The organism is Variovorax paradoxus, from assembly GCF_040544635.1.
GTDB classification, from domain to species: Bacteria; Pseudomonadota; Gammaproteobacteria; order Burkholderiales; family Burkholderiaceae_C; genus Variovorax; species Variovorax paradoxus_R.
In genome coordinates, this window is the sequence record NZ_JBEPKJ010000007.1 from 158,636 (window position 1) to 172,107 (window position 13,472).

At 65.3% G+C, this 13,472-nt stretch carries 13 protein-coding genes; 1 reads left to right on the plus strand and 12 read right to left on the minus strand.

What is annotated here, in order from left to right:
• Positions 1–4: 4 nt before the first annotated feature.
• The 12 genes from ABIC94_RS13995 to ABIC94_RS14050 form a co-directional block, all read right to left on the minus strand.
• A complete protein-coding gene (locus ABIC94_RS13995; protein WP_354373598.1) occupies positions 5–769 on the minus strand; it encodes an enoyl-CoA hydratase in 765 nt (254 codons plus the stop codon).
• Positions 770–806: 37 nt separating this feature from the next.
• Entirely contained in the window at positions 807–1,400 is a 594-nt protein-coding gene (locus tag ABIC94_RS14000; protein ID WP_354373599.1) for a 2-hydroxychromene-2-carboxylate isomerase, read from the minus strand.
• A gap of 390 nt (positions 1,401–1,790) precedes the next feature.
• Complete coding sequence (locus ABIC94_RS14005; protein WP_354373600.1) at positions 1,791–2,531, minus strand: SDR family oxidoreductase; 741 nt, start codon at positions 2,529–2,531, stop codon at positions 1,791–1,793.
• A gap of 11 nt (positions 2,532–2,542) precedes the next feature.
• The gene (locus ABIC94_RS14010) at positions 2,543–3,376 is read right to left on the minus strand and encodes an acyl-CoA thioesterase (protein ID WP_354373601.1); all 834 of its coding nucleotides are present in this window, start codon (positions 3,374–3,376) and stop codon (positions 2,543–2,545) included.
• Positions 3,377–3,408: 32 nt separating this feature from the next.
• On the minus strand, positions 3,409–4,305 hold the full coding sequence (locus ABIC94_RS14015) for an alpha/beta hydrolase family protein (RefSeq protein WP_354373602.1): 897 nt from the start codon (positions 4,303–4,305) through the stop codon (positions 3,409–3,411).
• A 48-nt stretch (positions 4,306–4,353) separates the two neighbouring features.
• Positions 4,354–5,550, minus strand: coding sequence for an acetyl-CoA C-acyltransferase (locus ABIC94_RS14020; protein WP_337321349.1), 1,197 nt, complete (start codon positions 5,548–5,550; stop codon positions 4,354–4,356).
• Positions 5,547–5,963: an endonuclease domain-containing protein gene (locus tag ABIC94_RS14025; RefSeq protein ID WP_354373603.1), complete on the minus strand. Its 417-nt coding sequence runs from the start codon at positions 5,961–5,963 to the stop codon at positions 5,547–5,549. Before ABIC94_RS14025 ends, ABIC94_RS14020 begins: the two co-directional genes overlap by 4 nt.
• A gap of 59 nt (positions 5,964–6,022) precedes the next feature.
• Positions 6,023–8,458, minus strand: coding sequence for a 3-hydroxyacyl-CoA dehydrogenase/enoyl-CoA hydratase family protein (locus ABIC94_RS14030; RefSeq protein ID WP_354373604.1), 2,436 nt, complete (start codon positions 8,456–8,458; stop codon positions 6,023–6,025).
• Between the two features lie 36 nt (positions 8,459–8,494).
• Positions 8,495–8,938, minus strand: a complete 444-nt coding sequence (locus tag ABIC94_RS14035) for a DUF2147 domain-containing protein (RefSeq protein WP_354373605.1) — start codon at positions 8,936–8,938, stop codon at positions 8,495–8,497.
• A 38-nt stretch (positions 8,939–8,976) separates the two neighbouring features.
• Positions 8,977–10,773, minus strand: coding sequence for an acyl-CoA dehydrogenase C-terminal domain-containing protein (locus ABIC94_RS14040; protein ID WP_354373606.1), 1,797 nt, complete (start codon positions 10,771–10,773; stop codon positions 8,977–8,979).
• A 66-nt stretch (positions 10,774–10,839) separates the two neighbouring features.
• Positions 10,840–11,532 (minus strand): TetR/AcrR family transcriptional regulator, encoded by a 693-nt coding sequence (locus ABIC94_RS14045; protein WP_354373607.1) that lies wholly within the window; start codon positions 11,530–11,532, stop codon positions 10,840–10,842.
• Between the two features lie 129 nt (positions 11,533–11,661).
• Positions 11,662–12,420: an SDR family oxidoreductase gene (locus ABIC94_RS14050; RefSeq protein WP_354373608.1), complete on the minus strand. Its 759-nt coding sequence runs from the start codon at positions 12,418–12,420 to the stop codon at positions 11,662–11,664.
• 143 nt (positions 12,421–12,563) lie between these two features.
• Between ABIC94_RS14050 and ABIC94_RS14055 the strand changes: the two genes are divergently transcribed.
• Positions 12,564–13,448: a LysR family transcriptional regulator gene (locus ABIC94_RS14055; protein ID WP_354373609.1), complete on the plus strand. Its 885-nt coding sequence runs from the start codon at positions 12,564–12,566 to the stop codon at positions 13,446–13,448.
• The last annotated feature ends 24 nt before the right edge of the window (positions 13,449–13,472 follow it).

A 13,472-nucleotide genomic window follows, 5' to 3' on the forward strand; every position in this document is an offset into this window, starting at 1 on the left:
GCCCTCAGACCTTCGAAAAATCCGGCTTGCGCTTCTCCATGAACGCGCCGAAGGCTTCGCGTGCGGCTGGTTCCCGCAGCATGCGGCCGAAGCTCGCGCCCTCTTCGTCCATGCGCTCGAGCACGGCGGGCAGTTGCGCCTTCTTCAGCAGGCGCTTGGTCTCGACCAGCGCACTCAGCGGCTTGGCCGCGAGCTTGCGCGCCTGCACCTGGGCGATGGCGTTGGCTTCGGTCGGCGGCACGATGCGGTTGACCAGGCCCACTTCGAGTGCGGCCTCGGCCATGAAAGGCTCACCCAGCAGCAGCGCCTCGGCCGCGCGGTGGTAGCCCAGCATCTGCGGCACCAGCAGGCTCGAGGCCGCCTCGGGGCACAGGCCCAGGTTCACGAAGGGCATCGAGAAAGCCGCGTTGTCGCCGGCATAGACGAGGTCACAGTGGAACAGCATCGTGGTGCCGATACCGACGGCCGGGCCGCAGACGGACGCGACGACAGGCTTGGGAAAGGTCGCGATGCCGCGCAGGAAGCGGAATACCGGCGACTCCTTGCCGGCGGGCGGGGCGTTCAGGAAGTCGCCGATGTCGTTGCCGGCGCTGAAAATGGTCGGGTCGCCCTGGATCAGCACGCAGCGCGCGGCCGCGTCGTTCTCGGCCGTGGCGAGCGCGTCGGCCAGCTCGGCGTACATGCCGCTGGTGATGGAGTTCTTCTTGTCGACGCGGTTGAAGGTAATGGTCATCACACCGGCTTCGGTGTGGACGAGGATGTCGCTCATGGGAATGGTCCTTGAATAAAAACGGGTCACGCCGCGCTCAGGCGTCGAGGGCTTCTCGCACAAAATCCAGCCGGTCCTGGCCCCAGAACATCTGGTCGCCGACGAACATGGTGGGCGCGCCGAACACGCCGCGCTCCACGGCTTCTTGCGTGACGGCCTTCAGGCGGTCTTTCACCTCCTGCGAACCGGCCAGCGCGAGCAAGCCGGCGGCGTCGAAGCCCGCATTCTGAAGCACGGCGCCGACGACGGCCGGGTCGTTCATGTTCTTCGGCTCGACCCACATGGCGTGGAAGATGGCGTCGACGTAGGCGCCAAAGCGTGCCGGCTCCTTCATCTGCAGGCCGGTGGCGCCGCGCATCAGCAGCAGCGTGTTGATGGGGAAGTGCGGGTTGTGCACAAAGGGCACGCCGTAGCGCTTTGCAAAGCGCTGCAGGTCGATGGTCATGTACGGCGCCTTGGGCACCACCTCGGCCGGAGACCGGTTGCCCGTGGCCTGGAACACGCCGCCCAGCAGCATGGGCTTCCAGACGAGTTCGGCGCCGGTGTCGGCGCACACATGCGGCAACTGCGTGGCGGCCAGGTAGGCGGCGGGGCTGCCGAAGTCGAAATAGAAGTCGACGGATTTGGTCATGATGTCTCCTTTGATGCTTCGCGGTGCAACTGTCAGTTTGGGACGCGGGCTTGTTCAGAGTGCTCTTGTTCGGGGCGCTGCTGTTCGGGGCGCTGCTGTTCAGGGCGTGTGCAAAGGCCACCGGGTACTCCCCTCCGCGAATGTCCCCCGCCTTCGGCTCCTCCTTTATTTCGCTGCGGGGAGCACCCGATGCCCTGTGCACTGGGGCACGCTCGTGGTGTATCGCTGATCAACCACCGCTCTTTCCAACGCTCACGTCGATGGGGTGCCTTGCGCAGCGAAATAAAGGAGGAGGCCGCAGGCCGGGGGACATTCGCGGAGAAAGGTACCCCGTCGGCGGGTGCGCGCCCTGAATGAGCCATCGAACGCACAACGCAGCAAACCGGCATCTCAGAACTTCTCCGACCAGGGCCGTAAATCAAGCTCGTGCGTCCAAGCGTCGCGCGGCTGCGAATGCAGCATCCAATAGCTGTCGGCAATGTGCTCGGGGTTCAGGATGCCGTCGTTCCCCTTCAGCGCATAACGCTCGGGGAAATTGCTGCGGATGAACTCGGTGTCGATGGCGCCATCGACCACCACATGCGCCACGTGAATGCCCTGGGGACCGAGCTCGCGGGCCATCGACTGGGCCAGCGCACGCAAGGCCATCTTCGCGCCCGAGAAGGCGCCGAAGTTCGCGGCGCCGCGCAGCGACGCGGTGGCGCCCGTGAAGATGATCGTGCCGCGATGCCCGCCTTTCGGGAGTTCGCGCGCCACCATGCGCTTCGCCACCTCGCGCCCGTTGAGAAAGCCCGAGAAGCAGGCCATCTCCCATACCTTGAAATACTTGCGCGCGGTTTCCGTCAGGATGCTCTCGGGTACGTTGGCGCCGATGTTGAACACCATCACCTCTATGGGGCCGATGGTCGATTCGATTTGCTCGACCAGCGCAACCACTTCTTCTTCCTTGCGCGCATCGCAGCCGAACGCATGGGCGCGGCCGCCCCCCGCTTCGATCTGCGCGACCAGCGGCTGCAGCTTGTCGAGGCTGCGCCGCGTCACACAGACGGCATAGCCTTCGCGTGCGAAGCGCCGGGCAATGGCGCCGCCGGTTGCGTCGCCGGCGCCTACGATGAGTGCGGTCTTCTGCATGGTGTTCTCCCCTACTCTTTGTAGTAGACGATCTGGTTGGAAGTGGCAAGCAGCACGCCCTTCTCGCTCCACAGATGCGCCGCCTGGTCGAAAAAGCCGTTGAAGAACTGCTGCCCCACCGCGCGCCCCAGCAGGTAGCCTGTGCCCACCTCCGCCAGTTGCGCCGGCCCGGCATGGAAGTACGTCGTGATCGACACCGTGCCTGCCGGTACATGCTTGGCGCGGCGCAGCCAGACGCGTGGATAGAACATGTCGCTCATTGCAGCAAGCGAGCAGTAATCGAGCGGCCGCTCCTGCGCGTCGCGCAGCCAGAGCCGGCTTTCGCTGTGATGCAGGCTGTTGTCCCACTTCGTCGGGATACCGCCGCTGAACGGGCGCATCTCGTACCGGTTCAGCCAGGCCACACCGGGCGGACCGATGCTGAAACGTTCGACCGTTTCGGGCTTCGGTGCCTCGGTGGGCATCGGCATGTCGCTTTCGCCCCATGTCTCGCGCCGTGCGGCCGTGACCACCGTGGCGGTGGTCGTCATGTTCGGCACGCCGCCCGCGCCGGGCTGCGTGATCTGCACGGTCCAGTGCTGGGTCGACCGGTTGGTGCGCACGGCCGTGGCCTGCACGTCGAAAGCGCCGGCTTCGAGTGCAGCCGCAAAGTTGACGGTCAGTGCGAGGGGGGTGCCCAGCAAGTCAGGATGCCGCAGCACAGACTGCAGCGCAATGGCCACCGTGGCGCCGCCGAAGGGCCCGACCATGTTCCAGTAGTCCGGGCTCGTGGCACCGGTGAAATGGCCGACGCGGATGTCGCTGTGGTGCAGCGCAATGGCTTTGTCGAAGGGATGCGTACTCATGATGATTTGCAGTGTGCCTCCGGTGGGCCGCGTCACGCAGTCGTGTGCGGGACGCTGGCTTGCTGCACCGCGGTAAGTGCGGCCAGGCGGTGCAGCTTGTCGAGCATGCTCGGCCACAGGCTTTGGCTGAACTGTTCGCGGAAGAAGCCGAAGTGCCCGATGCGCCGCGCCTGCACGTCGGCCGGTGCGATGCGCTCCACCGCACGCGGCGCGCCCGCATAAAAGCTCATCAGGCTTTCGGTGCCCGCGAGCGTCATGAGTTCATCGTCGGTCATCGACAGCGCGAGCACCGGGAAGCGCACACGCCCATAGCTCTGCAAAGCGCTGTCGCCTTCGGCACCCACGCTGTAGCGCGGATGGAGACACCAGCGGCGCCACTGCAGGATGACCCCGCGCGGCAGATCGCCGACCTTCTTGAGCTTGCGGCCCGGAAAGTAGCCGCAAACCCGAGTGACCAGCGGCACCAGCACGAACCAGAAATAGAGAATGCTGCGCTTGAGCTTCGGCGCGTTCTCGCGCCAGTAGCCGCTGCCGGCGGCAATGCTGATCAGGCCGTCGACTTGCTCGGGCCGCTGCAGGAAGCCCGGCAGCTGCGCGCCCAGGCTGTGGCCCAGAAGATAGAGCGGATGCGCAGGCAGCGCAGCCTTGGCCGCGTCGACGACCGCCTCGTAATCGCGCGCCCAATCGAACAGGTCGGCCTCGAAGCCGCGCAGCGAGGCGCCGTTGCGCGAATCGCCGCTGCCGCGGTAATCGAAGGTCCACACCCGCAGGCCCTGGCCGGCGAGCCACTGCGCGAAGGGTTCGTAGAACGACTGGCGCACGCCCATCGCACCGCCGATGACGATGCTGGCACGAGGTTCACCGGCCGGATCGTAGCGGCGCACAGCCACCTGCACGCCGTTGTCGACCGGGATCTGCTGCGTCTGCATGATGCTGTCTCCTTCCGACACTCGTTGCGGTGTCTTGCGCGTTCCCGATCAGACGCGCTCGAAAATTCCCGCAGCGCCCTGCCCCATTCCTACGCACATCGTGACCATGCCGTACTTCAGGTTCTCGCGGCGCAGCGCGTGCACCACGGTCGCCGCGCGAATCGCGCCCGTCGCGCCGAGCGGGTGGCCCAGTGCAATCGCGCCGCCCATCGGGTTGACCTTGCTCGGATCGAGCCCCAGCGTGTTGATGACCGCGAGCGACTGCGCGGCGAAGGCTTCGTTGAGCTCGAACCAGTCGATGTCTTCGTGCTTCAACCCGGCGTAGCGAAGCGCGGCCGGGATCGCTTCGATCGGCCCGATGCCCATGATGTGCGGCGGCACACCCTTGCTCGCAAAGCTCACAAAACGCGCGAGCGGCGTGAGGCCGTATTGCTTCACGGCCTTCTCGCTCGCGAGGATGAGCGCGCCCGCGCCGTCGGAAGTCTGCGAGCTGTTGCCGGCTGTCACGGTGCCGCGCGCGGCGAACACGGTGCGCAGCTTGGCCAGGCCTTCGAGGCTGGTGTCGGGGCGCGCACCTTCGTCGAGGTTCACCGTGCGTGTCTTCGCAATAGACTCACCTGTCTCCAAGTTCGGCGTGCGGTCGGTCACTTCGATGGGCGTGATCTCGTCGGCAAACTTGCCGGCCTTCTGCGCGGCAAGGGCCTTCTGGTGCGAAGCCAGCGCGAACTCGTCCTGCGCCTCGCGGCTCACCTTCCACTGCTGCGCGACCTTCTCGGCCGTGAGGCCCATGCCGTAGGCAATGCCGACGTCGCCTTCGCGCTCGAAGATCGAGGGCGAGAGCGACGGCGAGTTGCCCATCATCGGCACCATGCTCATGCTTTCGACACCGGCCGCGATCATCACGTCCGCCTCGCCCACGCGGATGCGGTCCGCGGCCATCTGCACTGCAGAGAGGCCCGAAGCGCAGAACCGGTTCACGGTGATGCCGCCGATGCTGGTCGGCAGACCCGCCAGCACCGCACCAATGCGCGCGACGTTCAGGCCCTGCTGCGATTCGGGAATCGCGCAGCCGCAGATGATGTCCTCGATGGCCTTGGGGTCGAGGCCGGGCACAGCGGCGAGTGCAGCCTTCAGCGTGGTCGCGAGCAGGTCGTCGGGACGGTAGTTGCGGAAGTAGCCGCGATGCGACTTGCCGATGGGGGTGCGGGTGGCGGAGACGATGTAGGCGTCTTGGATTTGTTTCATGGATAGCTCCTGGATTTGGCTCCTTCCCCCTCTGGGGGAAGGCTGGGATGGGGGCAAGCGGCCGTCAATTCATCAAGTCGATTGATGACCGCCTGCAACACCCCTTCAAAATTGACAAACGGATCGTTCGACCCGAAGCGCAAGACCTCAAAACCCTGCGCGCGCAGGAAAGCGTCGCGTCGCGCGTCGTAGCCTTCTTGTGCCTGATGCTGCGATCCGTCGAGTTCGACAATCAGTTTCGGATCGAGACATGCGAAGTCGGTGATGTAATTTCCGAGCGGATGCTGCCGGCGAAACTTCACTCCCAATTGCTCGCTGCGCAGACCACTCCAGAGCTTTCGTTCGGAGTCGGTCATCTCGCGCCGAAGGGCGCGAGCATTTTTTTGCGCGTTGGGAGTGGATTGGTTCTGCATAGGCCGATGCCCCCATCCCGGCCTTCCCCCAGAGGGGGAAGGAGGAAGAGGAAACCTCGTCAGTTGCGCACTGGCTTTCCGGTACTCAGCATCCCCATGATCCGCTCCTGCGTCTTCGGATGCACGATGAGCGAGCAGAACGCCTTGCGTTCCAGCGTCATCAGGTATTCCTCCGTCACGAGCGAACCCGCGTCCACGTCACCGCCGGTGACCACGTTGGCGATCAGGCTGGCAATGTGGAAGTCGTGCGCGCTGATGAAGCCGCCGTCGCGCATGTTCACGAGTTGTCCCTTGATCGTCGCGGCGCCGCTGCGGCCCGCCACGCGGAAGGTGCGGCGCAGCGGTGCGCGGTAGCCGGCATCGGCCATCGCCTTGGCCTGCTGCAACGCCACGTACAGCAGCTCGTCCTTGTTCGGCACGATCACGTCGCTGCCCTGCAGATAGCCGAGCTTCTTCGAGTCCAGAGCGCCCGTGCCCACCTTTGCCATCGCCGCGGCGGTGAAGCCTTCGGTAAGGAAAGGCAGCAGATCGGTGCCCGTCGAGGCCGCTGCGTTCTCGGCCGCACGACGCGCGATGTAGGTCAGGCCGCCCGCACCGGGAATCAGGCCGACACCCACCTCGACCAGGCCGATATAGCTTTCCATCGCGGCCACGCGCTTCGACGAGTACACGGCCAGTTCGCAGCCGCCGCCCAGCGCCATGCCGCGCACGGCCGACACCACCGGCACGCTGGCATAGCGGATCTTGAGCATCACGTTCTGCAGCTCTTCCTCGGCGCCTTCGACCGCGCCGATGCCCGCGACCACGAAGGCCGGAAGCATCGCCTGCAGGTCGGCGCCAACCGAGAACATCTCGTCGGGCGACCAGATCACCAGGCCCTTGTATTCGGCTTCGGCCAAGTCGACGGCAGCGCCCAGCGCTTCGGCCACGTCGGGGCTGATGGCGTGCATCTTCGAATGGATGCTGGCGATGAGCACTCCTTCAAACCCTTCCTTATCGAGCGTCCACACACGCACATCGCCTTCGTCGCTGATCGTGGTGCCCGCGGTGTTGGCGTCGGCCGCGTTCGCACCGAGCACACTCTCGGGGAACAGCTGGCGTTCATGCACCGGCAGCTTGCGCTGCGGCACGAACTGGCCTTGCGACGCACTCCACGAACCTTCGGGCGTGTGCACGCCGCCGGCCTTGGCCACCGCGCCTTCGAACACCCACTTCGGCAGCGGCACCGTGCTCAGCGCCTTGCCCGCGTCGATGTCTTCCTGGATCCACTTGGCGACCTGCGCCCAGCCGGCTTCCTGCCAGAGCTCGAACGGGCCCTGCTTCATGCCGAAGCCCCAGCGCATCGCAAAGTCGATGTCGCGCGCGCTCTCGGCAATGCTGGCCAGATGCACGGCGGCATAGTGAAAACTGTCGCGCAGAATGGCCCAGAGGAACTGGCCCTGCGGTCCTTCGCTCTCGCGCAGCAGCTTCAGGCGCTCGCCCGCGGGCTTCTTGAGCATGCGGCCGTACACCTCGTCGGCCTTGGCGCCGGCGGGCAGGTACTCGCCGCTCTGGAGGTCGAAGCGCAGGATGTCGCGGCCAACCTTCTTGAAGAAACCGGCCTTGGTCTTCTGGCCGAGGTTGCCCATCTCGAGCAGCTTCGCGAGCACCGGCGGCGTCGAGAAGTTGGCGTAGAACGGATCTGTCTCGGCGTTCAGGTTGTCCTGCAGCGTCTTGACGACGTGGGCCATCGTGTCAAGGCCCACCACATCGGCGGTACGGAAGGTGCCCGAGCTTGCACGGCCCAGCTTCTTGCCGGTGAGGTCGTCCACCACGTCGGGTGTGAGGCCGAACTTCTCGACTTCCTTCAGCGTCGCCAGCATGCCCGCGATGCCGACGCGGTTGGCGATGAAGTTGGGCGTGTCGTGCGCCCGCACCACGCCCTTGCCGAGCGTGCTGGTGACGAAGGCCTCGAGGTCGTCGAGCACCTGCGGCTGGGTGGTGGGCGTGTTGATCAGCTCCACCAGGAACATGTAGCGCGGCGGGTTGAAAAAGTGAATGCCGCAGAAGCGCGGCTTCAATGCTTCGGGTAGCGCCTCGCTGAGCTTGGTGATCGAAAGCCCCGAGGTATTCGAGGCCAGGATCGAGTGCTTGGCCACGTGCGGCGCGATCTTCTTGTAGAGATCGAGCTTCCAGTCCATGCGCTCGGCAATGGCTTCGATGATGAGGTCGCACTCGCCGAGCTTGGCGAGGTCGTCTTCGTAGTTGGCCTGCTCGATGAGCACCGCATCGGCCACGTCGCCGAGCGGCGCGGGCTTGAGCTTCTTGAGGTTGTCGATGGCGCGCGTGACGATGCCGTTCTTCGCTGCACCTTGAGCGACAGCTCCGGTCGCGTCCTTTGCGGCCAGGTCGAACAGCACGACAGGCACGCGCACGTTGACGAGGTGGGCCGCAATCTGCGCGCCCATCACGCCGGCGCCGAGCACGGCGACCTTCTTCACTTGAAATCGGGACATGTTGATTGGTATTTCTTGGATTGAAAACGCGGCGGTTTACTGGACACGGTTCCAGGTTTGGGTGCGCCAGAAGGGGCCGAGGTAGCCGCGCACTTCGAGCTTCTTGCCGCCATCGATGGGCGTGAAGCTCGCGCGGTATTCCTTGCCGTTCTCGGGGTCGAGGATCTTTCCGCCTTCCCAGACGTCCTTGCCTTCGGCCTTCTTGCCGCCGCGGATGATGTCGAGGCCCGTGATGGGCTTGCCCTTGCGGTCGTCGCTGCATTCATCGCAGATCGCGTCGGGCTTGGCGTCCTTCCGGAGCGACTTCTCGATGCGGCCGATGAGCGCGCCGTTGGATTCGCCGATGCGGATCTCGGCCTTGGCCTCGCCGGTCTTGTCGTCGACGTTGCGCCACAAGCCCACCGGAGTCAGGGCTGCACCCTGGGCCATGGCTGTGGCAGAAATGGCGGCGAGAAAGATGGCTGCAAGCGTCGATTTCATGGGCAGTGCCGGTTGAGCGATGAAGAAAGGCTGCGGCTTTATGCCAGCGCCGCTTCGGTGTCCATCAACACCTTGCTGCCGGCACGCGCGGTGCGCATCAGCGTCGCGGTTTCGGGGAACAGCTTGGCGAAGTAGAAGCGCGCCGTTTGCAGCTTGGCCACGTAGAACGGGTCGGTGTTGCCGGCAGCAATTTCGCGCAGGGCCACCTGGGCCATGCGGGCGAACAGGTAGCCGAACACGAAGTGGCCGGCCACGCGCAGGTAGTCCACCGCGGCGGCGCCCACTTCGTCGGGGTTCTGGAAGCCCTTGAAGCCGATCTCGGTCGTGAACTTGGTGAGCTGATCGCCCAGGCCTGCAATGGGGTTGATGAACTCGGCCATCTTCTCGTTCACGCCTTCTTCTTCCACCAGCTTGGCGACGAGCTTGCCGAACTTCTTCAGCGACGCGCCATTGTTGCCCAGCACCTTGCGGCCCAGCAGGTCCAGCGACTGGATGGTGTTGGTGCCTTCATAGATCATGTTGATGCGGTTGTCACGCACGAACTGCTCCATGCCCCATTCCTTGATGAAGCCGTGGCCGCCGAACACCTGCATGCACGAATTGGTCGCGATGTGGCCGTTGTCGGTGATGAAGGCCTTGACGATGGGCGTGAGCAGCGCCACCAGTTCGCCCGAGTCCTTGCGCACCTTCTCGTCGGGGTGGTGGTGCTCCTTGTCGAGCAGCAGCGTGCAGAAGATCTGCAGCGCGCGGCCGCCTTCGGCATACGCCTTGGCCGTGAGCAGCATCTTGCGCACGTCGGGGTGCACGATGATGGGGTCGGCTTCCTTGTCCTTGGCCTTCACGCCGGAGAGCGAGCGCATCTGCGTGCGGTCCTTGGCGTAGGCCAGTGCATTCTGGTAAGCCACTTCGGTCAGCCCGAGGGACTGGTTGCCCACGCCCAGGCGCGCGGCGTTCATCATCACGAACATCGCGGCCAGGCCCTTGTTGGGCTCGCCCACCAGCGAACCGATGGCGCCTTCGATCACGATCTGCGCGGTGGCGTTGCCGTGAATGCCCATCTTGTGCTCGAGGCCGGCGCAGAAGATCGGGTTGCGCTCGCCGAGCGAGCCGTCGGCCTTGACCTTGAACTTCGGCACCACGAACAGGCTGATGCCCTTGCTGCCCTTGGGCGCATCGGGCAGGCGGGCCAGCACCAGGTGAATGATGTTGTCCGTCATGTCGTGCTCGCCGGCCGAGATGAAGATCTTGCTGCCGGTGATGCGGTAGCTGCCGTCCGCTTGCGGTTCGGCCTTGGTGCGCAACAGGCCCAGGTCGGTGCCGCAATGGGGTTCGGTCAGGCACATGGTGCCGGTCCATTCGCCGCTCGTGAGCTTGGGCAGGTAGGTCTTCTTCTGCTCTTCGGTACCGTGGGCCACGAGGGCTTCGTATGCGCCGTGCGAGAGGCCGGGGTACATGGTCCAGGCCTGGTTCGCGCTGTTGAGCATTTCGAACAGGCACTGGTTCACCACGAAGGGCAGGCCCTGGCCGCCGAAGGCCGGGTCGCACGACAGCGCGGGCCAGCCGCCTTCGACGTACTTGGCGTAGGCGTCCTTGAAGCCCTTCGGCGTCTTGACTTCGTGCGTGGTCTTGTCGAGCTTGCAGCCCTCTTCATCGCCGCTGATGTTCAGCGGAAAGGTCACCTCGGCGGCGAACTTGCCGGCTTCTTCGATCACCGCGTTGATGGTGTCGGCATCGGTTTCCGCGTGGGCCGGAAGCGCCTTGAGTTCTTCGGCGACGTTGAGCATTTCGTGCAGCACGAACTGCATGTCGCGTACGGGTGGGTTGTAGGTAGGCATCCGGAACTCTCCTGGTCGAAGCTAGATAAAAAAAGGGGGAAGCGAAAAGAAAACGGGGCCGCGAGCTCAGCGCACGGGCTTGAGACGGCGGCCGGCCGGCGCAGAAACAGCGGCTTCGGCCGCCGGGGCATCGGGCGTGGCGCTGCGCGCCAGGATGTTGTCGAAGCCGATGTTGGCGCGGCCGATGGAGCCGGGCACCTGCAGGAAGCGTGCTTCGTAATGCAGCGCGAGGATCAGGCCATGGATTTCGAATGCAACCTGGCGCTCGTCGGCGTCGGCGCGCAGATGGCCTTCGCTCTTTGCTTGCACGATGGCGCGCAGAACGGCCGCCTGCCAGATGCTGACCGACTCCACCAGCGCATCGCGCACCGGGCCGGGGCGGTCGTCGAATTCGGAAGCGCCGCTGATGTAGATGCAGCCGGAGTCGATCTCGGCCGAGGTGCGCTTCATCCAGTTGGCGAACATCGCGCGCAGGCGCGGCAGGCCGCGCGGCGCCTTGAGGGCGGGGAAAAACACCTCTTGTTCGAAGCGCGCGTGATACTCGCGAACCACCGAGATCTGCAACTCCTCGCGCGAGCCGAAGTGGGCAAATACGCCCGACTTGCTCATCTTGGTGATCTCGGCCACGGCGCCGATCGACAAGCCCTCGAGCCCGATCTGCGCCGCCAGCGCCAGCGCCGCGTCGACGATGACGGCCTTGGTCTGCTGGCCCTTCTGGGCGGCGCGGACCGGCTTGGCGGGAACGGCATTGACAGACATCGTGGAAAGCTCCGAATAAAACGAACGGTCGTTCTATTTTGCAGGGGCTTTGCACTTTTGGCTGTCAATGTCCTTCAGAGGTTGAAGGTTAATTGGTGCGGAGCGGGGCCGCTGCCGCCCCGCCCCGGATCAGAACTCCTGCGAAACCGGCCGCAGCACCACCTCGTTGATGGCCACGTCTGCAGGCTGCTCCACGGCATAGACCACCGCGCGCGCCACGGAATCGGCCGGAATCTGGTTGGCCTCGTAGAACGCCTTCACGCCGGCCGCGCTTTCGGCGTCGGAGCTGCCGAACTTCAGTTCCGACTCCACCGCGCCCGGCGAGACGATGGTCACGCGCACGCCGCTGTTGCCCATTTCCACGCGCAGCCCTTCGGAGATGGCGCGCACCGCATGCTTGGTCGCGCTGTACACGGTGCCGATGGGCGTGAACACCTTCAGCCCAGCGATGGACGCGACGTTGACGATGTGGCCGCTGCCCTGTGCCTGCATGCGCGGCAGCACCGCGGCAATGCCGTAGAGCACGCCCTTGATGTTGACGTCGATGGTGCGGTCCCATTCGTCGACCTTGAGCTTTTCGAGGGGTGAGAGCGGCATCACGCCCGCGTTGTTGACCAGCACGTCGATGCGGCCGAAGGCTTCGACGGTGGCGGCTGCAAGCTTTTCCAGGTCGGCGCGCTGGGCCACGTCGGTGGCGACCGCAATCGCTTCACCGCCGGCCTCGCGGATTTCGGCGACCACCTTGTCGAGCCGGTCGGTGCGGCGCGCCGCGAGCACCACCTTGGCGCCGCGTGCGGCCAGGTGGCGGGCGGTCGATTCGCCGAGCCCGCTGCTCGCGCCGGTGACGATGGCAACCTTGCCGCGGATATTGTCTTGAACGGATGTCATGGAAGTTCCTTTCGGGTGTGCTGAAGAAAAACAAGAAGTGCATGCAGTGTGGAAAATCCACGCGTTCCCGTAAATGAAACTCTTGCGACTTCAGAATTCCTGAAAATGGAATACTCGTTCTCCTGATCTCCCGAAAGCCCCCCATGGCCAACCGCCTCGAAGCCCTGCGCGTGTTCTGCACTGCCGCGGATGCCGCCAACTTTCGCGAGGCCGCCGTGCGCCTGTCGGTCTCGCCCCAGGTGGTGACGCGTGCGGTGCGCGAGCTCGAAGAAGAACTGGGCGAGCCGCTGTTCCACCGCAGCACGCGCGGCGTGCAGCTCACCGATTTCGGCCGTCAGCTTGCGGAGCGCGCCCGTGTGGCGGTGGGCGGCGTGGACGAGCTGTTTCATCAGATCGACCGGCGCACGCTGTCGCAGCATGCGGGCACGGTGCGGGTCACGGCGCCGCATGTGTATGCCCGACTCATTCCGCGGGCGCTCGCGCCGCTGCTCGCAGCACACCCCGGGCTGGTTCTCGACCTGCGGCTGTCGGAGCAGCATGCCGACGTGGTCGACGAGCAGATCGACATTGGCGTGCGCGTCGGACCGATGCGCGACGCCCGGTTCGTTGCGCGCGCTGTCGGAAAAATGCCGCTGCATGTGGTGGCGGCGCCGGGGCTTATCGAAAGAGTCGGCACGCCGCAGGGCCTCGATGCGCTTTCGGCATTGCCGCTCACGGCGCTGATCGACCGCAGCTCGGGCCGTCCGTGGCCATGGCCTTTCAGCAAGCGGCGCGTGGTGACCGTGTCATCGCCCGCATTCGTGACGGACAACATCGATGCCGAATGCGCTGCCGTGCTCGCTGGCGTGGGTTTCGGCCAGCTGATCGGGCCGCTGGCCGAGCCTTGGCTGCGCTCGGGCGCGCTGGTGTCCGTGCTGGAGGCGGACGCGCCGGAGCCATTTCCGATTCACGTCTACCGTCCGCAACGCGCGCCGGTGCCCGCGCGCGTGCGGCTGGTGTATGACGAGCTGATCCGGGTGCTGCGCTGAGCGCGTCACGGCGCGCAAACAAAC